Annotated in this window: 20 protein-coding genes; 7 read left to right on the forward strand and 13 right to left on the reverse strand. The window is 30.8% G+C overall.

Annotated features, from left to right (window positions below):
• Window positions 1-20 precede the first annotated feature (20 nt).
• The 8 genes from CHB67_RS00075 to CHB67_RS00110 form a co-directional block, all read right to left on the reverse strand.
• Entirely contained in the window at window positions 21-2,147 is a 2,127-nt protein-coding gene (locus tag CHB67_RS00075; RefSeq protein ID WP_089379705.1) for a S9 family peptidase, read from the reverse strand.
• 54 nt (window positions 2,148-2,201) lie between these two features.
• On the reverse strand, window positions 2,202-3,212 hold the full coding sequence (locus tag CHB67_RS00080) for an endonuclease/exonuclease/phosphatase family protein (RefSeq protein WP_089379706.1): 1,011 nt from the start codon (window positions 3,210-3,212) through the stop codon (window positions 2,202-2,204).
• 3 nt (window positions 3,213-3,215) lie between these two features.
• Window positions 3,216-4,049 (reverse strand): rhomboid family intramembrane serine protease, encoded by an 834-nt coding sequence (locus CHB67_RS00085; protein WP_089379707.1) that lies wholly within the window; start codon window positions 4,047-4,049, stop codon window positions 3,216-3,218.
• Window positions 4,050-4,784, reverse strand: coding sequence for a rhomboid family intramembrane serine protease (locus tag CHB67_RS00090; protein WP_089379708.1), 735 nt, complete (start codon window positions 4,782-4,784; stop codon window positions 4,050-4,052).
• A 21-nt stretch (window positions 4,785-4,805) separates the two neighbouring features.
• Window positions 4,806-6,620 carry a DNA mismatch repair endonuclease MutL gene (mutL, locus tag CHB67_RS00095; protein ID WP_089379709.1) on the reverse strand — a complete coding sequence of 605 codons (1,815 nt, stop codon included), beginning with the start codon at window positions 6,618-6,620 and terminating at the stop codon, window positions 4,806-4,808.
• Complete coding sequence (locus tag CHB67_RS00100; RefSeq protein WP_089379710.1) at window positions 6,620-6,907, reverse strand: hypothetical protein; 288 nt, start codon at window positions 6,905-6,907, stop codon at window positions 6,620-6,622. The genes mutL and CHB67_RS00100 overlap by 1 nt, the downstream gene beginning before the upstream one ends.
• 76 nt (window positions 6,908-6,983) lie before the next feature.
• Window positions 6,984-7,463 carry a 6,7-dimethyl-8-ribityllumazine synthase gene (gene ribH / locus CHB67_RS00105; RefSeq protein ID WP_089379711.1) on the reverse strand — a complete coding sequence of 160 codons (480 nt, stop codon included), beginning with the start codon at window positions 7,461-7,463 and terminating at the stop codon, window positions 6,984-6,986.
• 9 nt (window positions 7,464-7,472) lie between these two features.
• Window positions 7,473-8,237, reverse strand: coding sequence for a tetratricopeptide repeat protein (locus CHB67_RS00110; protein ID WP_089379712.1), 765 nt, complete (start codon window positions 8,235-8,237; stop codon window positions 7,473-7,475).
• A 112-nt stretch (window positions 8,238-8,349) separates the two neighbouring features.
• Between CHB67_RS00110 and recF the strand changes: the two genes are divergently transcribed.
• Window positions 8,350-9,429 carry a DNA replication/repair protein RecF gene (gene recF / locus CHB67_RS00115; RefSeq protein ID WP_089379713.1) on the forward strand — a complete coding sequence of 360 codons (1,080 nt, stop codon included), beginning with the start codon at window positions 8,350-8,352 and terminating at the stop codon, window positions 9,427-9,429.
• Window positions 9,429-9,725: a DUF721 domain-containing protein gene (locus CHB67_RS00120; protein ID WP_089379714.1), complete on the forward strand. Its 297-nt coding sequence runs from the start codon at window positions 9,429-9,431 to the stop codon at window positions 9,723-9,725. The genes recF and CHB67_RS00120 overlap by 1 nt, the downstream gene beginning before the upstream one ends.
• Before the next feature lie 168 nt (window positions 9,726-9,893).
• Here CHB67_RS00120 and CHB67_RS00125 read toward each other — a convergent pair whose 3' ends face one another.
• Entirely contained in the window at window positions 9,894-10,328 is a 435-nt protein-coding gene (locus tag CHB67_RS00125) for a nucleoside-diphosphate kinase (RefSeq protein WP_089379715.1), read from the reverse strand.
• A gap of 59 nt (window positions 10,329-10,387) precedes the next feature.
• Window positions 10,388-11,404 carry an alkaline phosphatase D family protein gene (locus tag CHB67_RS00130; protein ID WP_089379716.1) on the reverse strand — a complete coding sequence of 339 codons (1,017 nt, stop codon included), beginning with the start codon at window positions 11,402-11,404 and terminating at the stop codon, window positions 10,388-10,390.
• 84 nt (window positions 11,405-11,488) lie between these two features.
• Between CHB67_RS00130 and CHB67_RS00135 the strand changes: the two genes are divergently transcribed.
• Genes CHB67_RS00135 through CHB67_RS00155 form a run of 5 tightly spaced genes read left to right on the forward strand, consistent with a single transcriptional unit; the run spans window position 11,489 to window position 15,469 of the window.
• A complete protein-coding gene (locus tag CHB67_RS00135) occupies window positions 11,489-12,520 on the forward strand; it encodes a DHH family phosphoesterase (RefSeq protein ID WP_089379717.1) in 1,032 nt (343 codons plus the stop codon).
• Window positions 12,510-13,055, forward strand: coding sequence for a gliding motility-associated peptidyl-prolyl isomerase GldI (gene gldI / locus CHB67_RS00140; RefSeq protein WP_089379718.1), 546 nt, complete (start codon window positions 12,510-12,512; stop codon window positions 13,053-13,055). Before CHB67_RS00135 ends, gldI begins: the two co-directional genes overlap by 11 nt.
• Window positions 13,042-13,773, forward strand: a complete 732-nt coding sequence (locus CHB67_RS00145) for an FKBP-type peptidyl-prolyl cis-trans isomerase (RefSeq protein ID WP_089379719.1) — start codon at window positions 13,042-13,044, stop codon at window positions 13,771-13,773. Before gldI ends, CHB67_RS00145 begins: the two co-directional genes overlap by 14 nt.
• A gap of 6 nt (window positions 13,774-13,779) precedes the next feature.
• The gene (locus CHB67_RS00150) at window positions 13,780-14,877 is read left to right on the forward strand and encodes a peptidylprolyl isomerase (RefSeq protein WP_089379720.1); all 1,098 of its coding nucleotides are present in this window, start codon (window positions 13,780-13,782) and stop codon (window positions 14,875-14,877) included.
• A 19-nt stretch (window positions 14,878-14,896) separates the two neighbouring features.
• Window positions 14,897-15,469: a phosphatase PAP2 family protein gene (locus CHB67_RS00155; RefSeq protein ID WP_089379721.1), complete on the forward strand. Its 573-nt coding sequence runs from the start codon at window positions 14,897-14,899 to the stop codon at window positions 15,467-15,469.
• On the opposite strand, the gene CHB67_RS00160 is transcribed toward CHB67_RS00155, so the two are convergent.
• From CHB67_RS00160 to CHB67_RS00170, 3 genes are read right to left on the reverse strand one after another with little or no spacing between them, the layout of a single operon-like run.
• Window positions 15,459-16,130 carry a hypothetical protein gene (locus tag CHB67_RS00160; protein WP_089379722.1) on the reverse strand — a complete coding sequence of 224 codons (672 nt, stop codon included), beginning with the start codon at window positions 16,128-16,130 and terminating at the stop codon, window positions 15,459-15,461. The genes CHB67_RS00155 and CHB67_RS00160 overlap by 11 nt on opposite strands.
• Window positions 16,131-16,142: 12 nt before the next feature.
• Entirely contained in the window at window positions 16,143-17,768 is a 1,626-nt protein-coding gene (locus CHB67_RS00165) for an ArnT family glycosyltransferase (protein WP_089379723.1), read from the reverse strand.
• Window positions 17,769-17,774: 6 nt separating this feature from the next.
• Window positions 17,775-19,403, reverse strand: coding sequence for an ArnT family glycosyltransferase (locus CHB67_RS00170; protein ID WP_089379724.1), 1,629 nt, complete (start codon window positions 19,401-19,403; stop codon window positions 17,775-17,777).
• Between the last annotated feature and the right edge of the window lie 5 nt (window positions 19,404-19,408).

Raw genomic sequence — 19,408 nt, forward strand, 5'->3', positions numbered from 1 at the left:
TCAGAATGACGCAGTATCTACTACTTATTATTTTCAATAATATAATCTAACATTTTTTTAACTAAATGTGCTCTGTCTACTCCACGAACATTGTGTTCGTGCATTGGGTAGGTAAAAAAGTCGATTTGAACTTTTTGTTTTACAGCTTCTTGCAATAAAGTCATACTGTGTTGAGGTACTACAACAGGATCAACACTTCCGTGAATGATCAACATTTTACCATCTAAATTTTTAATATAGTTGGCTACTTTTGTTTTTTCATATCCTTCAGGGTTTTCCTGTGGAGTATCCATATAACGTTCGCCATACATTACTTCATAATATTTCCAATCAATTACTGGTCCACCGGCAACAGCAGTCGTAAAAACACCCGGATTACGAAGCATTAAACTAGTTGTCATAAAACCTCCATAGCTCCATCCGTTTACGGCAATTCTGTTTGCATCCACATAATTTAGAGATTTTAAATAATCTACTCCAGTTAATTGGTCTTCAATTTCTAAATCTCCTAAATTTCTATGAATAGCACTTTCAAAGGCAAAACCTCTATTGGCAGAACCCCTGTTGTCTAATGTAAATACAATATAATTTTCTTTTGAAGCAAAAGCAGGCATCCATAAACTTGAACCACCTAACCACGAATTGGTAACCAATTGTGCGTGCGGACCTCCATATACATAAACTAACACAGGATATTTTTTTGAAGCATCAAAATTAGCTGGTTTTGTAATTTTTGCATACAAATCTGTACCATCAGCCGCTTTCAAAGTTAAAAACTCGGTAGTTCCTAAAGCAAAATCTTTTAAAGGATTTTCAGCTTTGTGAATTGAAGTTGATTTTAATTTTTTAGTAGCAACAACTTCTATATTTTTTGGAATGGATAAACTACTATAACCATCAATTAGGTAGTTTCCTTCAGAACTTAATAAGGTATTATGTGTTCCACTAGTTGTTGTTAGTTGCGTAAATTTTCCGCTTTTTAAATTTACTTTAAACGTATGAGATTCACGAGCATCTGTTCCTGTACCAGTAATAAAAACTTCTTTTCCATTTGCCGAAAAACCTAAAATTCCGGTAACAACCCATTTAAAGTTGGTTAGTTGTTTTACCAATTCACCTTCAGTAGTGTATTCATATATATTCATAAAACCATCACGTTCACTTAACCATAAAAAGTTACTGTTACTTTTTGGTAAAAATACCGCAGCAAATTCTGGCTCTGTCCACTTTTCATTGGTTTCTTCAAATAAGGTATTTAAAAATTCGCCATTTTTTGCATTGTATCTATTGTACCAAACATGATTTTGACCTCTATTTACTTCTGCAACCAACACGTATTTTTCATCAGGTGTCCAAGATAAATTGGTTAAATAATGCTCATCTGAAGTATCAATAGTTAGGTAAACTGTTTTATTTTTCTTTACATTATAAATTCCAATCTTCGCTTTTTCACTTCCTTGTCCGGCCATTGGGTATTTAATATTCTTTAGCGTAGCAGGGTAGGTGTTAATGTCAACCAAAGGATAATCGGTAACATTGCTTTCATCTTTTTGATAAAAGGCTAGATAATTACCTTCCGGACTCCAAAAAGTACCTTTTACAATTCCAAATTCACTACGGTGAATTGCTTGTCCGGAAACTATGTTTTTGTCTTTATGTTTGGTAACCTCAATTCTTGGATTTGTTGAAGTTCCAATATATAAGTTATTGTCTAGCGTATAAGCTATTGCTTTCGCTTGGTTATTGTATTCAGTGTTTTTTGCATGTTGATCAAATGAAACCAAACGTACCTTTTCATTGGTTTTGTAATTGTAAGTTTCAATTTGATTGCCAGTTCTAAAAACCAATGTTTCACTTGAAATTTCCATAATTCGAGGAAATCTTTTCAATGTTGAATAAGTATTTTTAAGTTGGTCTAAAGTTAATTTAGAAGTAACTTTATTGGTTTTTGCATCTGTAAAAATAAGTTCATTATCTTTTTGATGCACATAGGTATTTGTGTTTTTCACCCAATGTAAATTAGTTAAAGATGAAGGATATAAACCTTTGTAATAGCCTAAAACAGCATCTTCAATACTTAATTCTTTTTGTTGAGCATATCCTAAAAAGAACGTACAAATAAATAGGAGTGATATTATTTTTTTCATGTGTTGAATAGTTTTTTTTAAAATGAAATATTGTTATGTAAAATAATTTTTTAGTTAAAATTGAAGTCGTGCCATAATTGGAAAATGATCCGAATATTTTACATTGTATGTTTTAAAATTGTTAATCTGAATGGCTTCATCAGGTAAAATAAAATCGATTCGAAAAGGGAAAGGAAAATCGAAGGTATTTCCAAAACCTTCACCGGCCTCTTCAAAAGCATCTTTTTTACCATTTTTTAGCTTTTTATAAGCCCAAGAAAAAGCGGTATTGTTAAAATCGCCACAAATAATAGATTTGTGCTTTAAATCTTCTTGACTCTTAACAATTAATGCTATTTGTTTTTCTTGAGTTGTAAAAGCTTTTTCTATTCTGATTTTTAAATTTTCAGAATTTTCTTTTGAAATTTCTTCCTGTTTTGGAATTATCCTTAAAGTTTCTAAATGTACATTGTACACTCTCAACGTATCTTTACCCTTCAAAACATCAATAAAAATGGCATTGTTAAATGTGTTTTCAAAATCTAAAGAACCATTTTTTATAATTTTATATTTAGAGAAAATAGCTTGTCCAAAATGATTTTCGTCTTTAGCGGTTTTCACATACTTATAAGGAAATTTGAAGCCTAATTTTTTAGAAGAATGAAATTCTTGAATGCATAAAACATCAGGATCCTTAGCATTTATAAAGTCAAATATATTTTCATCAATATTTTTAGCATCAATCCAATTGTATAAGTTAAACATTCGAACATTATAACTCATTACTTTTACATCATTGGCTAACAATACTTTTTTTTCGTTTAGGCTGTAGAAGGATGAAACGTACTGAAAACCAATTAATAATGTTAGGATTGAAAGTGCTACTTGTTTTTTAAGACGAATGATCCAGTAGATTATAAAAGTTAAATTGAGTAATATGAAAACAGGAATTAATAAGCTTAGAAACGAGATAAATGGAATTGATTTTGGAGCAATATAATAGCTTGAAAATGATATAAGCGTAATAGCTGCCAATAGAGAATTGACAATAAATACGAATTTATCAAAAAGTGATAAGTTTTTCATAGCTTACTTTTTTCCAACTCTAAATAAAAAATCTTTTTCTTCTTGTGTTAAACTTTCGTAGCCCGATTTACTAATTTTATCTAAAATGTCGTCAATTTTACGTTGTTTAGACTTTTCTACATTGGTTTTGGAAGTGCTACTTTTTGATTTATACACCGTTTTTAAATGTGATTTTTTACTGGGCTTAAACAGGTTTGCAAAATAATCAACAATGGCTTCAAACCATTTCCCAATATCGTTGCCTTTCTCTAATTGTTTGGCATACACAAAACCAAAAATAGCTCCGCCTAAATGCGCAATAGCTCCGCCTTTATCAGGAGCAGCCAATTGTAAAATACTTAGTACTACCCAAATGGCAGCCAATACCCATAATTCAACACTGCCAATAAAGCGTAACTGTAAATTATACCTTGGTATTTTAGTTGCAATGGCTACAAAAATTGTAGTAACTGCTGCAGATGCTCCAATTAATGGTGCTCCGTACGAATTTGTTACATAGTAATAACTTAAAAACACCAAACCTCCAAAAAGTCCGCCTAAAAAGTAAAAATTTAAAAACTGTTTTTTGGTGTAAAAGTCTAAAAATAAATTCCCTACATAATACAAAACTAGTAGGTTAGATAAAATATGAAATAACCTTTGATGTAAGAAAAAATAAGAAAGTAGTGTCCAAGGTTTGTATATAAATGCTTCAAAAGTTGCAGGTAATGCAAACCATTTCACGATAAATATACGAAACAATACCGTAATTAAAAATAACAATACGTTTACGTAAATTATTTTTTCAACTACGTTTGCTTTGTAGTACGCCTGTTTTATGTCGTTTAAAATAGCCAATTAATTCCAACGTTTAAATTGATTCCTTTTCCAATACCAGGCAATAATAAACCCGATTAAAGCACCTCCAATATGCGCAAAATGCGCTACATTTCCTATAGAATAACTTGTCATTCCAAAGAATAAATCTCCTAAAATAATGACCGGAATAAAATACTTTGCAGCAATAGGAACCGGGAAAAATATCAATGCTAATTTTGCGTTTGGATAGGTCATTCCAAAAGCTACTAAAACCCCATAAATAGCACCAGAAGCACCAACTGCAGGAGTGTGATAGGTTGCAAAGAATTCGCTTAAATCTGATTCAGAAATACTTGTTAGTATCCCAGAGTTATAGCTGCCTGTATCTAAAATATTTTGAATTTCGGTTGGAGACAATCCAATACTCACAAGTTGTTCGTAAACCGAGTTAAACTGAAAATAATTTACCAAGGTGTAAATAGCGCCAGCACCTAAACCTGCTGAAAAATAGAAAAACAAAAACTTGTTTCTACCCCAAATACGCTCTAAAGGCGTTCCAAAAGCCCAAAGTCCATACATATTAAATAAAATATGGCTAAAACCACCGTGCATAAACATATGCGTTAAAAATTGCCAAAAACCAAAGTTTGGATTTTCAGGAAAATACAAGGCAAACATACTTTGCAATCCTAAGTTTGGCATTAATTGAGGTGCTATAAAAAATAGTACATTTATAATAATTAAATGTTTTACAGCTTCAGTCATTTGTCCCATAATTATATGTTGTTCAAACTATTAATTATTAAATTTTTTATCAATTTCTTCAATAGAAACTGTTACAAACGTTGTTTTTCCAAAAGGAGATAAATCGGGTTGTTTACAAATAAACAACTTATTTACAATTTCTTCCTGTTCTTTTAAATCTAATTTTGTGCCCGTTTTTATCGCTAAACTCTTTGCTAAACTCTTCGCCATTACATCTAATTGACTAAAACTAGCGTCTGGAATATCGTTTTTAATGTCTTCTAATAGCTGTTCAATAATAATGGTTATTTGGCTTTCAGTAATGGTTACTGGAATTCCCTTCACCACAATTATATCTTCAGCAATTTTATCAAATAAGAAGCCAACACTTTCAAGGTCTTCTTTAATTTCTTTTATCAAATGAATATCCGATTTATTGAAAGAAATTTCTAAAGGAAACAATAATTGTTGACTCATTGCATCTTTAACGGTAATATTCTCTAAAAATTCTTCATATAAAATACGTTGATGCGCTAAATATTGATTGATATAAACAATTCCAGATTTTATAGAACTAACAATGTATTTATTGTGAACCTGATAGGTTTTACTTTTTGATTTCTCTTCTGAAAAAAGCGATGAGTGTACCGTTTCAGATTCTACTTCAATTTGCTGAACATCAATTCCGGTGTATAAACTTTCCCACTGTTGCTGAGGTTCTTTTTTAAAAGGAGCACTCATTGAGTTTTGTGGTTCGTTTTTAAACGGATTAAAATCAGGATTTACCTGAACTTTTGGTGTTTGTGTAGTTTTTTCCTTAAAATTATAAGGCGTATCAAAAGAAGCACTTCTTTCAAAATCTAACACAGGTGCCACATTGTATTGTCCTAAACTGTGTTTTACGGTTGAACGTAAAATGGCATACAATGTTTTTTCATCGTCAAACTTTATTTCAGTTTTTGTTGGATGGATATTGATATCAATACTTTTTGAAGGAACCGTTAAATACAAAAAATAAGTAGGGTAGTAGCCGCCTGAAAGTAAACTTTCAAAAGCACTTGTTACCGCATGATTTAAATAAGCGTTTTTTATAAAACGGTCATTTACAAAAAAGAACTGCTCGCCACGTTTTTTCTTGGCAAATTCAGGTTTTGCAACAAAACCATTGATAACAACTACATCAGTTTCTTCTTGAATAGGAACTAATTTTTCGTTGGTTTTTTTTCCGAAGATTGCAACAATACGCTGACGTAAATTACCTGACAGCAAATTATAGATTTCATTTTCATTGTGATAAAATGAAAAAGCGATGGATGGATGCGCCAATGCAACACGTTGAAATTCGTTGACAATATGGCGTGTTTCAATACTATTCGATTTTAAGAAATTTCTTCTTGCAGGAATGTTATAAAACAAGTTTTTTACTGAAACAGAAGTTCCTTTAGGTGTTGAAACCTTTTCTTGAGAAATGAGGGCGCTACCTTCAATTTTAATAAAAGTACCAAGTTCATCAGTTTCCTGTTTGGTTTTTAAATCTACGTGAGCAATTGCCGCGATAGATGCCAATGCTTCACCTCTAAAACCTTTGGTATTTAAATTAAATAAATCTTCAGCTTTTGTTATTTTTGAAGTTGCATGACGTTCAAAACTAAGTCGCGCATCAGTTTGGCTCATTCCAATACCGTTGTCAATTACTTGTACCAATGCTTTTCCAGCATCTTTAACAATCAATTTAATATTGGTGGCTTGTGAATCTATGGCATTTTCAAGTAGTTCTTTTACTACCGATGCAGGTCGCTGAACAACTTCACCTGCTGCAATTTGATTCGCAACGTGATCAGGAAGTAACTGAATTATATCAGACATTAGAATAAGGTATGTATTTCTAAAATGTATGCAACTATACCCACTAAAATAGCAATAATTATTGCCAGTCTTAATGTGGTTGATCTGTCCGCAGCACTTCGTTTATTTTTAACCCAATCGTTTTTTAAATTATTCTTGGTAAGTCGTATGGTTGGTGTGTTTTCATCAGCTTCATCAGCCTGATGTTCTCGCTTTAATTTTTGCAAACGTTCTTTACGCTCGTCATAATAACGAGGTTTGTAATCAAAAACGTAATGCGAACGCGGTTTAAATAATTTACCAAACATAAATTTATAGTATACTGTAAAACCCAAAAATACAGAATAATTGAGTTGTGGTCAAGTTTTAAAGAAAAGAAGCGTGTTAAAACTCTCTTAAAGCTGCCATTTTTATGGCTGCAATGGCACACTCAACACCTTTATTTCCGTGAGTTCCACCAGAGCGATCTAAAGATTGTTGCTTTGTATTATCAGTTAATACGCAAAAAATAACAGGCACATCGTATTTAATATTTAAATCTTTAATGCCTTGTGTAACACCGTCGCAAACAAAATCAAAATGTTTTGTTTCTCCTTGAATTACGTTTCCAACCGCTATAATAGCATCAAGTTGTTGCGTTTCAATCATTTTTTTACAGCCGTAAATTAATTCAAAGCTGCCAGGAACATCCCAACGAATAATATGTTCTTTTAGAGCGCCATTTTCTAAAAATGCTTGTTCTGCTCCTAAGTATAAATTTTCTGTAATTTCAGGATTCCATTCTGAAACAACAATCCCAAACCGATATTTCTTCGCGTTTGGGATTGTTGCTTTATCGTAATAAGATAAATCTGTTGTAGCCATTATTGCTTTTTATTTTGAAGCAAATTTTGCTTTGTTGATGTAAATATCTATGTTTTTAGCTTCGTTAGAAGTTGGATAATTAGTTTTGATTTTAGTGAAAGCATCTAAAGCTGTAGCATACTTTTCTAAAGTCATAGCTATATTTCCTGCTTTAAACAAATACAAAGGGCTAGAGAAATTATTATCTCTTAATGAAGCTGCTTTTAAGTAAAAGTCTAAAGCATCATCTAATTGGTTAATATCTGCAAAAGCATCACCAATAGCTCCTTTAGCAACAGGACCTAATAATTCGTCTTCCGAAGAGAAACTTTCTAAATATTCAATAGCTTCTTGGTAATTTTTTAATTTTAAGTAAGAAATACCCGCATAATAATTTGCTAAGTTTCCAGCTTTAGTTCCGCTGTAGTTTGAAGCAATATCAATAAAACCATATTTTCCGTCAGCACCTTCTAAAGCAAGTGTGTATAATGAATCAGCAGCTACAGAGTTTGTTGAAGCGTCTTCAAAGTAAGCTTTTGGAAAAGCCAATTCATCAGCAGCTTCTTTTTCATTTGGTGCTTGAACGTATTTTTGATAAGCTAAATACCCTAAAATTACAATAACAATTGCCGCTAATAATCCAAAAATAGGTTTTTGGTTCTTAATGATAAATTGCTCAGATTTTGAAGCAGTTTCATCTAAAGTGTTAAACACTTCAGCAGTTGTTGATTCTTCTTCAATTTTTGAAGTTTGATTTTTTTTAGGTTTGCTACCTGTCTTTTTATATGTTGCCATTGATTGTTAAATTTGTAGGCGCAAAAATAGAATTTTTAATTGGAAAGTAAAAATGCAATTGTGCCTAAATTTTCATTTATTTTGAATAATTTTACTCTTTGAAAAAACACACATGAATTTAAGGAAAATAACATTAGTGAATTTTAAAAACTTCGAAAGTCAAACGTTTGATTTTGAGGGTAAAATAAATTGTTTTGTAGGTGATAATGGTGTGGGGAAAACAAATGTTTTAGACGCAATTTATTATCTTTCTTTTGCAAAAAGTTATTTTAATCCGGTTGCAACACAGAATATTCGTCATTCAGAAGATTTTTTTATGATTGAAGGGGAATATCAAATGGAAGATAAAGTTGATTTGGTGGTGTGTAGTTTAAAAAGAGGAAGTAAAAAAGTAGTAAAGCGTAATGGAAAGGCGTACGAAAAGTTTTCAGACCATATTGGGCATTTGCCTTTGGTAATTATTTCTCCAGCCGATCGCGATTTAATTATTGAAGGAAGTGATACACGTAGAAAGTTTATAGACAATGTAATTTCACAATCTGATAAAGGCTATTTACAAACGCTTATTAATTATAATAAGGTATTGGCACAACGAAATTCTTTATTAAAATATTTTGCGGCCAACAGAACGTTTGATGCTTTAAATTTAAAGGTGTATAATGAACAGTTAAATACCTATAGTAGTTTAATTTTTGATAAAAGAAGAGCCTTTTTAGAAGCATTTATACCTATCTTTAAAAAACGCTACAAAGCAATTTCAAATAGTAAAGAAACCGTAAATTTAGTATATAAAACACAACTGAAAGACGGTAATTTGTTAGATTTATTTGAGCAGAATTTAGAAAAAGACAGAGTTTTACAATATACAAGTGTAGGTATTCATAAAGATGATTTATCTTTTGAAATTGATGGATACCCTGTGAAGAAATTTGGTTCGCAAGGACAGCAAAAATCATATTTAGTGGCTTTAAAATTAGCGCAGTTTGACTTTATGAAACAACAATCACACGTAAAACCAATATTGTTGTTAGATGATATTTTTGACAAGCTAGATGATTCTAGAGTTGAACAAATAATTGCCTTGGTAAATAGCAATGAATTTGGTCAGTTATTTATAAGTGATACACACAAGGATAGAACTGAAGAAGTCGTACAAAAAACAAAACAACCTTTTAAAATATTTGAATTATAATGGCTAAACGCTTAAAAGAATTTCATTCCATTGAAGAGTTAATGAAGGATGTAATTAAAGAAAATAAATTAACTAAAGGAATGCACCAACTTTCGGTAAAAGATGCGTGGTCTAAATTAATGGGAAATGGTGTGGTGTCTTACACACAAAATATTGAATTAAACGGAAAAACGTTAATTGTAAAATTAAAATCATCTGTGCTACGCGAAGAATTGAGCTATGGGAAAGAGAAAATAGTAAAAATGATGAATGAAGAATTGGGCGAAAACTTAATTTCAAAAATAATTTTAAGTTAAAAAAATAAAGAAAGGCTGTTTGGAAAGTGTTTAAACTTCGTCATTCTGAATTTATTTCAGAATCTTCTCATAATTGGTATTCCACCATTATGAGAACCTGAATCAAGTTCAGGTTGACGAAAACTTACGTTTCCAAACAGCCTTTGTTTTAAGTATGTAAATTTATTTTTAAAAGAATTTACCTGAAAAAACTTCTCTTCCTGAGAAATGAAAAGCACTTTCTATAGCTGCATTTTCATCACTATCTGAACCATGTATGGCATTGTTTCCAATAGATTCAGCATATAATTTACGAATAGTACCTTCGGCAGCATCTGCAGGGTTCGTAGCTCCAATTAAAACACGAAAATCTTCTACAGCATTCTCTTTTTCTAATATGGCAGCAACAATTGGTCCGCAAGTCATATATTTTACGAGGTCTCCAAAAAATGGTTGGTCTTTATGAATTTTATAAAATTCTTCAGCACCCGCTGTTGTTAATCGCGTCATTTTCATTGCTACAATTTTAAATCCTGCAGCATTAATTTTTTCTAAAATAGGCCCAATGTATCCTTTTTCAACCGCATCAGGTTTAAGCATTGTGAATGTTCTGTTTGTTGCCATTTGTAGTTTTTTTGTTTTTTAAACGCAGTAAATATAGTATTTTATGCTTAATATCAAATTTACTGAAAATATTTTTGAGTATAACTTTTAAGCAATAAATTATCTTCACCCCGAATTTCCATAAGCATTTCTTGTTTTTCGAAGTCTATTTTTAACACTCCAAAACTCTTTTCAGAAACCACATCAACTATTCTGTATTTGTTTGGTTCGCTCGTAAAATTAGTGTAAGAATGCGTCATTCCGCTCGATGTAAAATCAATTAGCGGATAGTTCAATCCTTCAATATTTTTTTTTGAAATTTCTGAAATATGTCGATCTCCCGATAAAATAATTGTATTTCTTGCTTGTGTAGTTTTTAAAAGTGTTTCCAATTTTTCTACTTCATTAGGCATATTCCCCCAACTTTCAAAACCATGTTCAGCCGATAGAAACTGAATACTACTCATAATAATATGATACGCTGCTGTTGAGTTTTTAAGTTCGTTTTCTAACCACTGCCACTGGGTAGCTCCAAGCATAGTAGCGTTTATGTCTTTAGTTGGTTGATATCGCTTTTTTGAAATGGTATCAGCAGTAAGCGCAGTTCTAAAGTAGCGCGTATCTAACAAAATAATTTTAACAGCTTCATTATTTACCCGATATTCTTTTGAATAGTAGATACCTTCTTGCTTTCTTCGTGCGTCATTTTTGGGAACATCTAAAAAATCTAAAAATAATTGTTGTGACTCTTTTTTATGAGGGTATTCAATGCCGCCATCATTTAAACCATAATCGTGATCGTCCCAAGTAGCCAATACATCAACATTTTTTATGAAATTAGCATAGGTTGAATCTTGCTTTTGACGTTCATAGTTTTTTGCTAAATACGTCATGTTTTCGGTGTCAGAATAAATAATATCTCCACCCCAAATCCAAACCTTAGGATTGTTTTTTGCTATGGAAGTCCACAACTTATTTTCTAAAACCTGATTGTTACAAGAGCCAAAAGCAATGATAAAAGGAGATTCGTACTTTTTTTTTGAAGTGCATGCGGTACATACTATAAATAGTAGAAGCAAGCTTTTAAAATAATTCATTCTAGGGTACTTTATAAGTGTTTATAACAAATATACGTTACTTTATGAAATAAAATAGTGTATTAAATTGTATATTCGCAACCTATGAAGTTAAGTGATGTAAAAGAGATTAAGGAGTTGTTTTCAACTCCTAAAAATATAGTAATTGTTCCACATAGAAATCCTGATGGTGATGCTATTGGATCAAGTTTGGCAATGTATCATTTTTTAAATAATAAAGGTCATAACGCAACGGTAGTTGCACCTAATGATTATCCCAATTTTTTAAAGTGGTTGCCAGGTTCAAAAGAAGCGTTGAAGTTTGATATGCAAAACCGCCAATCAAAAGCAGCTATTGATGAAGCTTCAATTATTTTTCTGCTAGATTTTAATGCGTTGCATAGGGTTGGTAGCGATATGCAAAACACCTTGGAAGATTTTGATGGTACTTTTATTATGATAGACCATCATCAACAGCCAGATGCTATTGCAAAGTATTTATTTTCAGATACTTCAATTTGCTCTACGTGTCAAATGGTATATCATTTTTTAGAAAAATTAGAAGAAGTCGATGCTATAAATGCTGAAATTGCTACCAGTTTGTATACGGGTATTATGACCGATACGGGCTCTTTTCGTTTTCCTTCAACAACAAGTACTACCCATAGAATTATAGCCGATTTAATTGATAAAGGTGCCGATAATGCTAAAATTCATAATAATGTGTACGACACCAATTCTTATGGGAAACTACAATTATTAGGTCGTTGTTTAAGTAATATGGTGGTGGTTGAAAAATTGAAGACGGCTTATATTTATTTATCACAACAAGATTTAGATGAATTTAACTATGTAAAAGGAGATACTGAAGGTGTTGTAAATTACGCATTGTCTTTAGATGGAATTATTTTTGCAGCTATTTTTATTGAAGATGTTGAGCAAAAAATTATTAAAATTTCATTAAGGTCTAAAGGGAAGTTTTCAGTTAATAAATTTGCGCGTGAACATTTTGATGGAGGCGGACACGACAATGCCGCTGGTGGAAGATCGGAAGAATCATTAGATGCTACCATTTCAAATTTTTTAAAAATTCTTCCAACGTATAAAAACGATTTATTGCATTCTTATGAAGACTAAAATTGCCAGTTTGTTTTTAGTAGGGTTTTTAATTTCCTGCGTGCAACCTATTCCACGAAAACCGGTAACAATAAAATCATCTTCTTTTATGGAAACATCTGTTTCGTTGAATAAAAAAATGAACGAAAAAGAAGAGAATCTTCTGAAAAATATCATTAAAAATGATTCGTTAACTACTTACATCGCTTCACCTAGCGGATTTTGGTACACTTATAATCTTAAAAGTAAAAACACGTATACACCTCAATTTGGAGACCAAGTATTGTATGCTTGTGAAATTTATAATTTAAACAACGAAGTTATTTATAGCGCACAAGAATTAGGTTTGCAAAACTATACCATAAACAAACAAGAATTAGTTGAAGGTTTACGAAACGGACTTCAATTAATGAATGAAGGAGATGTTGTAACTTTTTTGTTCCCATCTCATAAAGTTTTTGGATATTTGGGCGATGAAAATAAAATAGGAATTAATCAACCATTAATATATAAAGTTCAATTAAATAAAATCAATAAGAAAAATGAAAGTAATTAAATTTGTTTTAGTATTCACAGTAATTTCAACCTTAATATCTTGTAATAATTCAGGTATTACAAAAAAATCTTTAGAAACAGATATCGATTCAGCAAGTTATGCTTTAGGATTAGATATTGCAGTTAAATTAAAAGGAAATTTTGATGAAGTAGATCAAGATCTTTTTATTCAAGGTGTTTCTAGCGGATTAGACTCTACTAATATTTTAATCGACTTTGAAAAAGTAGACGTTATTTTAAGAGAGTTTTTTCAAAAAAGACAAGTAGCACAACAAGCAAAACAACAAGAAGAAGCTTTGGAAAAAGCAGCAGAAGAGTTTGGTGATGTAAAATTAGAAGGTGAAAAGTTTTTAGAAAAAAATAAAGACGAAGCTAATGTTGTAACTACTGAAAGTGGTTTACAGTACATTGTTTTAAAAGAAGGTTCAGGTGACAAGCCGTTAGCTACTTCAAAAGTAAAAGTGCATTATACAGGAACTTTATTAGATGGAACTGTTTTTGATAGTTCAGTTGAAAGAGGAACTCCTTCAGAATTTATGGTAAATAGAGTAATTAAAGGATGGACTGAAGGTTTACAATTAATGCCAGTTGGTTCAAAATATAAATTCTTTATACCTCAAGATATTGCTTACGGAGCATTTCCTCGTCAAGGTGGAAAAATTCGTCCTTTTGATGCGTTAATTTTTGAAGTAGAATTAATAGAGATCACTAAAAAATAGTTTTAAATGAAGGTTTTTAAACTAAGTTTTTTAATTGTAGCTTTATTAGTGCTTTCTTGTAAACCAGCTAAATATGCTGATTTAGAAGATGGTATGTATGCTGATTTAGTAACAAATAAAGGTGATATTTTATTGAAATTAGAGTTTGAAAAAACACCAATAACAGTTGCCAATTTTGTTTCTTTAGCAAATGGAACCAATAGTTTTGTAGCCGATTCATTGAAAGGAAAGCCTTTTTATAACGGAACTGTTTTTCATAGGGTAATTCCTAATTTTATGATTCAAGGTGGTGACCCTTTAGGAACAGGTTCAGGTGATCCAGGTTATAAATTTTCAGATGAATTTCCAAAAGATGAAAAAGGTGCTTTATTGCTAAAACACACTGCTCCAGGTATTTTATCAATGGCAAATTCTGGTCCAGCTACAAACGGAAGTCAGTTTTTTATAACACACAAGGAAACTCCTTGGTTAGATGGAAAGCACACTGTTTTTGGGAATGTTGAAATAGGTCAATCAGTTGTTGACTCTATTGTTCAAAATGACCAAATTGAAAGTGTTGAAATCATTAAAATAGGAAAAGCTGCAAAATCATTTAAAGCTGCAGAACAATTCAAAACGTATTTTGAAGAATTAGAATCGGTTAATAAGGCTAAAGAAGAGCGAATGACAACGTTGTTGGCAAAAACAAAAGCTAAGTTTGATTTATATGCTTCAAGTGTTAAAGAATTACCTTCAGGTTTAAAATACGTAATTACTGAAACTAAAAATGGTATTCAACCAAAAACAGGTACAAACGTAAAAGTTAATTGTGCAGGATATTTTACAGATGGTAAATTATTTTGGACTACTTGGAAAGCACTTGCTGAAACTTATGAAATGTATGATCACCGTCAGGAGTCTGCTGGAGGTTATGCACCAATTTCGACTGTTTACAGTGATGAGGCACCTTTAATACCCGGTTTTAGAGAAGGTTTACAAAAAATGAAGCTTGGAGATAAAGCGTTACTTTATATTCCTTCACATTTAGGATATGGAGCAGCAGGAGCAGGTGGTGTTATACCGCCAAATGCAGATTTAGTTTTTGAATTAGAACTCGTAGAATAATACATACAATTGGTATTCAATGATTGATAGTCTTATAAATTACGATATTGAATTACTATTATTCCTAAACAATTTAGGAACAACAACTTGGGATGGTTTCTGGTTATTTATGACAAATAAATACAGTGCCATCCCTTTATATGTAGTACTCCTTTTTTTATGCTATACATATTACGGTTTAAAGAAAACCCTCATAATTATTGTTTCTATAGCCTTATTAATTGCGGTTTCAGATCAAACCAGTAATTTGTTTAAATATGGTTTTAAACGGTTACGACCTTGCCACGATGAAAGTATTTCTCATTTAGTTCGCTTGGTAAAGGCTAGTTGTGGTGGTAAATATTCCTATTTTTCTGCGCATGCAGCAAATTCAATGGCCATTGCTATGTACTTCGGAATGTTATTTAAAAAGCAGTTAAAATACTTTTTAGCAGGCTTAGTTTTATGGGCATTAATAGTTGGTTATAGCCGCATTTATATTGGTGTGCATTTTCCGTTAGATGTACTAACAGGAATGTTTTTTGGGACTGTTTACGGATTTACGTTCTATAAACTCACCACTTTTATTTCTAAAAAATATATTAAGAATTAGCCGAGTAAATTTGTTTGTTAAACGGATTTAAAAATATTAAAAAGAAAATAACCCCGAACGCTAATTCATACAATTCCCATTTTCGGTCTGAAGTCATAAACATAATTAATGCTGTACAGGATAAAAAAGCAATGGTATGTTGCCAATTTACCACAGGAATCGCAAACATGTCAGCTAAATTTTTAATAAAATCGTACTTTCGATATAAGATGGGTGTAAAAATTAAATAGATGATTAATACAACTGTTAGCAACTGACTAAAAATAATTTTATTTACTTTTTTACCATTTACAACCATATTGTGTAAGTTGGTTTCACCTTGTGCATTGTTTTCTAAAAAATATTCAGAAGATTCAACATTAAATATACGTTGACCCCAAGAAATTTCTTCTCCAGCTCCAAATAAAAACACCAATGCAATCATTATAATTCCAAACTTCCATAAGGGGTTTTTAAATTTTTGCAGTTTAAAAAAACGATAGAGTAGTAGTAAGCAAGAGAAAAATAAAAATACAGCAGTACCATATTCAACATAACCATCTTCCTTTGCGTAAACGGTATCAAAATAAGTTAAATCTGTATTCGAAAAATAGATTCCAAATCCAAATACAAAGATTAAAAATGAAAAGGCAATTTTCTCTGTTTGTGTAAGTGTTTTCATAGGGTAAAAGTACTACTTTTTTGATACTAAATAAAATTGACGGACAAGTCTGTTTTTTTGTTTAGCTCCAACGTTTAAATTATATGTTTTAATAAATTCTAATTTGTAATTAGAATTCAATTCAGTGTTGATTTTCTCGAAACTGTCGTTTGTTATTAGCAATCCAAACTTTTTTTCAGAAGGAAATTCTAAACGATTGTTCTTGTGAATATTTTTTAGTTTTCCGTTATAATCCCATATCATTTCAGGGGTAACATCACCAACTGAATATGTTTTTATGCCCTTTTCTTTTTCATATAGGTGAAGCGAATTAATGGATGTAAACGCATCATTTTTGTTGAATACTTTCGAAATAGGAATTCCAAAAACAAAGATTGAAAGCATAAAAAAGATGCTTAAATAAAAAGTTACTTTTATATTTTTCTGAATCAAACTTCTAATCATAAAAATACCAATTGTAAGTAAAGCTAAGGAGGTTGATATATAATTGATGAAATATAGCTCAAATGAGTCATTTAAAACAAAATACAATACTACAGGAAAACATATTCCAACGGTTGCAATTAAACCAAAGTTAAAATACACAGGTATTGTTTCTTTTTTGCTTGTTAAGGTTGAAAATTCCTTGATTAAAAACTGGATATAAAACCCTGTATTTAATGCTAGTGGTATCAAAACGGGCATTAAATAACGCGCTTTCTTTTCTGGAATTGTTGAAAGTAGTACCACTGCAATTAATGTCCACCAAAACGTAAATTTATATGCTTTTTTGTTTTCAACGCGTTTAATTAGATAAGGGTATAACAATGCGATAAAAGCAGGAATGGTCCACAAGCCAGATTGTACAAAGAAACTCCAGTAATAATAAAAAGGTTTTACGTTATAACTACTCCAATTGCCCGTTTCTCTACTTGCAATGGCTAAAAACGCTTCTGGATCAGCATAGCGTACATAAACAAACCACCAAGAACCTAGGATTATAAATAAAATGATAAAGCTTAAAAATGGCACTAATTTTTGTTTGAAGTTTTTAAATTTAAACACAATTCCGTAAGAAATTATAAATGGTAAAAATACTGCAAATAAAGAAACGGGACCTTTACTTAACATAGACAATCCAAAAAATACGGCTGCTAAAAATGCTTTTTTCCAATTAGACGTATGTTCTTCAAAAAGAGTGAATAAATAATAGATTCCAGCAAATATAAATCCGTGAGCAAAAATATCCCAAGGAGCTTCATTTAAAATTCCAACCACATAAAATGAAGTGACTAATATTAAACTGTTTCTAAAACTATGATTTTTTGATAAACTTAATTTCAATGAAAAATAATAACAAACGAATCCAGAAAATAAGACCATTAACGCTGCCGGAAGTCTTAAGGCAAATAAGCTGTTTGCTCCAAATAAAAGTCCCGAAACAGCCGTTAACCAGGTAGGTAAAGGAGGTTTTTGATAGCGAGGCTCACCATTCATAGTGGTTAATATCCAATTATTATCCTGAATCATTTCTCTGCTGCTAATAAAATTACGTGCCTCCATAATGGTAATATTTGGCACGTCTAAATGTATTAGAAGCATTAGCGAAACAATGATTGTTAAACTAAGTAGCGGATATTTTTCTAGCGTTTTAATCATGTTGATTTAATAATATACAATTAGTTTTTCAAAATCTTTTTTGTTCTTAAATTTAGCTATAAATAGTTGAAAAGTATCGGGAATTGTATCTCTTTTACGTACAACTAAATACGTTGGTTTGTCTAAATTCATGTTCGAAATTCTTGCCTTGCCTTCATCTGTAAAGTAATCTATTAAATTTTCTTTCCATTGATTACTCGTTTCAAACTGTGTTTCTCTTTGCGTAGTTGGTGTGTGGTGTTTTATGGTAATGGTTTCTTGATTTAAATAAAAAGGTAAGGCAGGAATAATTGAGTTGTATACAATTATTTTAGGTTTAGTATTAGCATGTTGTTGAATAAACTCAGCAACAGGTTTTGCAGAATTTATTTTAAGTTCATTGTCTTTAAAAAGATAATTTGCAGACATAATTACCGAAATAATAAAAAGGACACCTAAATAAGCGGGTTTGGTATAATTGGTGTTTTCAATTCTTTTGTTGAAATACAAGACTAAACTTCCAAAAATTAGAAGCACGAGTACAGCAAAATAGTGGTTTACAATTATGAATTCAAAATTGAAAAAGGATAAAATAAATATGGTGAATGTAATTAAAAAGGTTAGTATTAGATAAACGGTAGTGTATGTTTTAATGTTTTTTTCAGTGCTATTACTCAAATGTTTTGCTGAAAAGATTGCCAAAATAAAAAATAAAGGCAATACATATAAAATTAATTTTGAAGTAGAAAAAGACAATATTAGAAACATCACTAAAAAAGTAACGATTAAAATAAAATCGGTTTTCTTTTCTTTAAAAATAGTTTTAAGGTTTTTTTTGAAATATGAAAAGAGATAAAAAACCCAAGGAACTCCTATTAGAGGAACAACCAATATATAATAATAAAAAGGTTTTCCTCTATCAAACTTGTTTTTAGTAATACGTTCAACCAGCTGATTGTTAAAGAAATAGTCAAACAATCCTTCGTTGTTTTTGATGGCTGCTATATACCAGCTTGCAGCAACAACTAAAAATAGTAAAAAACCTAAAAATTGATGAATTGTTATTTCAATTTTGTCTTTATAAACTAGTTTATAGGTCGCTATAAAAGAGATTGGAATAATAAAGCCGACAGGTCCTTTTGTTTCAAAAATGAGCCCTAAAAATAGGTAAAACAGGTACAATAAATAATATTTCTGATCCTCTTTATAGTTCAACCAAAAATAAATGGAAGCCAAAATAAAAGTAGTTAAATAAGCATCAGTTGTTAGCGTTCTTACAGCAATTATAGTAATTGGAAATGAAAAATAAATAAGCATTGCGGTGAATGCAATTTTTTCATTTTTATATAGTAGTAAGGTAATTTTAAAAACGAATAATAATTGAAATACCAATGCTATTTGCATAAAAAAACGGGCACCAAACTCATTCACACCAAATAGTTGATAACCTAAAGCAGTTACATAATAAGTTAATGGAGGTTTGTGTAAATGTTTAATTCCTAGTAATGTAGGGTTTACATAGTCTTTATTAATAAACAACTCTTTACCAATTTCAGCATACCTAGCTTCACTACTATCTGTCAAGCCCCAACTTCCTAAAAATATAGTAAGTGAAATAAAAGCAATTGCTAAAAATAGGTATAGTTTATTTTTCATTTGAG

It is taken from the genome of Lutibacter agarilyticus (assembly GCF_900188235.1).
GTDB lineage: Bacteria > Bacteroidota > Bacteroidia > Flavobacteriales > Flavobacteriaceae > Lutibacter > Lutibacter agarilyticus.

Excerpts from the sequence above, each read along its gene's own strand:
- CHB67_RS00135 (WP_089379717.1), top strand. The coding sequence starts at position 11,489 with ATGAAGTTAAGTGATGTAAAAGAGATTAAGGAGTTGTTTTCAACTCCT.
- CHB67_RS00145 (WP_089379719.1), top strand. The coding sequence starts at position 13,042 with ATGAAAGTAATTAAATTTGTTTTAGTATTCACAGTAATTTCAACCTTA.
- CHB67_RS00150 (WP_089379720.1), top strand. The coding sequence starts at position 13,780 with ATGAAGGTTTTTAAACTAAGTTTTTTAATTGTAGCTTTATTAGTGCTT.
- ribH (WP_089379711.1), bottom strand. The coding sequence starts at position 7,463 with ATGGCTACAACAGATTTATCTTATTACGATAAAGCAACAATCCCAAAC.
- CHB67_RS00170 (WP_089379724.1), bottom strand. The coding sequence starts at position 19,403 with ATGAAAAATAAACTATACCTATTTTTAGCAATTGCTTTTATTTCACTT.
- gldI (WP_089379718.1), top strand. The coding sequence starts at position 12,510 with ATGAAGACTAAAATTGCCAGTTTGTTTTTAGTAGGGTTTTTAATTTCC.
- CHB67_RS00160 (WP_089379722.1), bottom strand. The coding sequence starts at position 16,130 with ATGAAAACACTTACACAAACAGAGAAAATTGCCTTTTCATTTTTAATC.
- CHB67_RS00080 (WP_089379706.1), bottom strand. The coding sequence starts at position 3,212 with ATGAAAAACTTATCACTTTTTGATAAATTCGTATTTATTGTCAATTCT.
- mutL (WP_089379709.1), bottom strand. The coding sequence starts at position 6,620 with ATGTCTGATATAATTCAGTTACTTCCTGATCACGTTGCGAATCAAATT.
- recF (WP_089379713.1), top strand. The coding sequence starts at position 8,350 with ATGAATTTAAGGAAAATAACATTAGTGAATTTTAAAAACTTCGAAAGT.
- CHB67_RS00120 (WP_089379714.1), top strand. The coding sequence starts at position 9,429 with ATGGCTAAACGCTTAAAAGAATTTCATTCCATTGAAGAGTTAATGAAG.
- CHB67_RS00110 (WP_089379712.1), bottom strand. The coding sequence starts at position 8,237 with ATGGCAACATATAAAAAGACAGGTAGCAAACCTAAAAAAAATCAAACT.
- CHB67_RS00165 (WP_089379723.1), bottom strand. The coding sequence starts at position 17,768 with ATGATTAAAACGCTAGAAAAATATCCGCTACTTAGTTTAACAATCATT.
- CHB67_RS00100 (WP_089379710.1), bottom strand. The coding sequence starts at position 6,907 with ATGTTTGGTAAATTATTTAAACCGCGTTCGCATTACGTTTTTGATTAC.
- CHB67_RS00075 (WP_089379705.1), bottom strand. The coding sequence starts at position 2,147 with ATGAAAAAAATAATATCACTCCTATTTATTTGTACGTTCTTTTTAGGA.
- CHB67_RS00155 (WP_089379721.1), top strand. The coding sequence starts at position 14,897 with ATGATTGATAGTCTTATAAATTACGATATTGAATTACTATTATTCCTA.
- CHB67_RS00125 (WP_089379715.1), bottom strand. The coding sequence starts at position 10,328 with ATGGCAACAAACAGAACATTCACAATGCTTAAACCTGATGCGGTTGAA.
- CHB67_RS00090 (WP_089379708.1), bottom strand. The coding sequence starts at position 4,784 with ATGGGACAAATGACTGAAGCTGTAAAACATTTAATTATTATAAATGTA.
- CHB67_RS00130 (WP_089379716.1), bottom strand. The coding sequence starts at position 11,404 with ATGAATTATTTTAAAAGCTTGCTTCTACTATTTATAGTATGTACCGCA.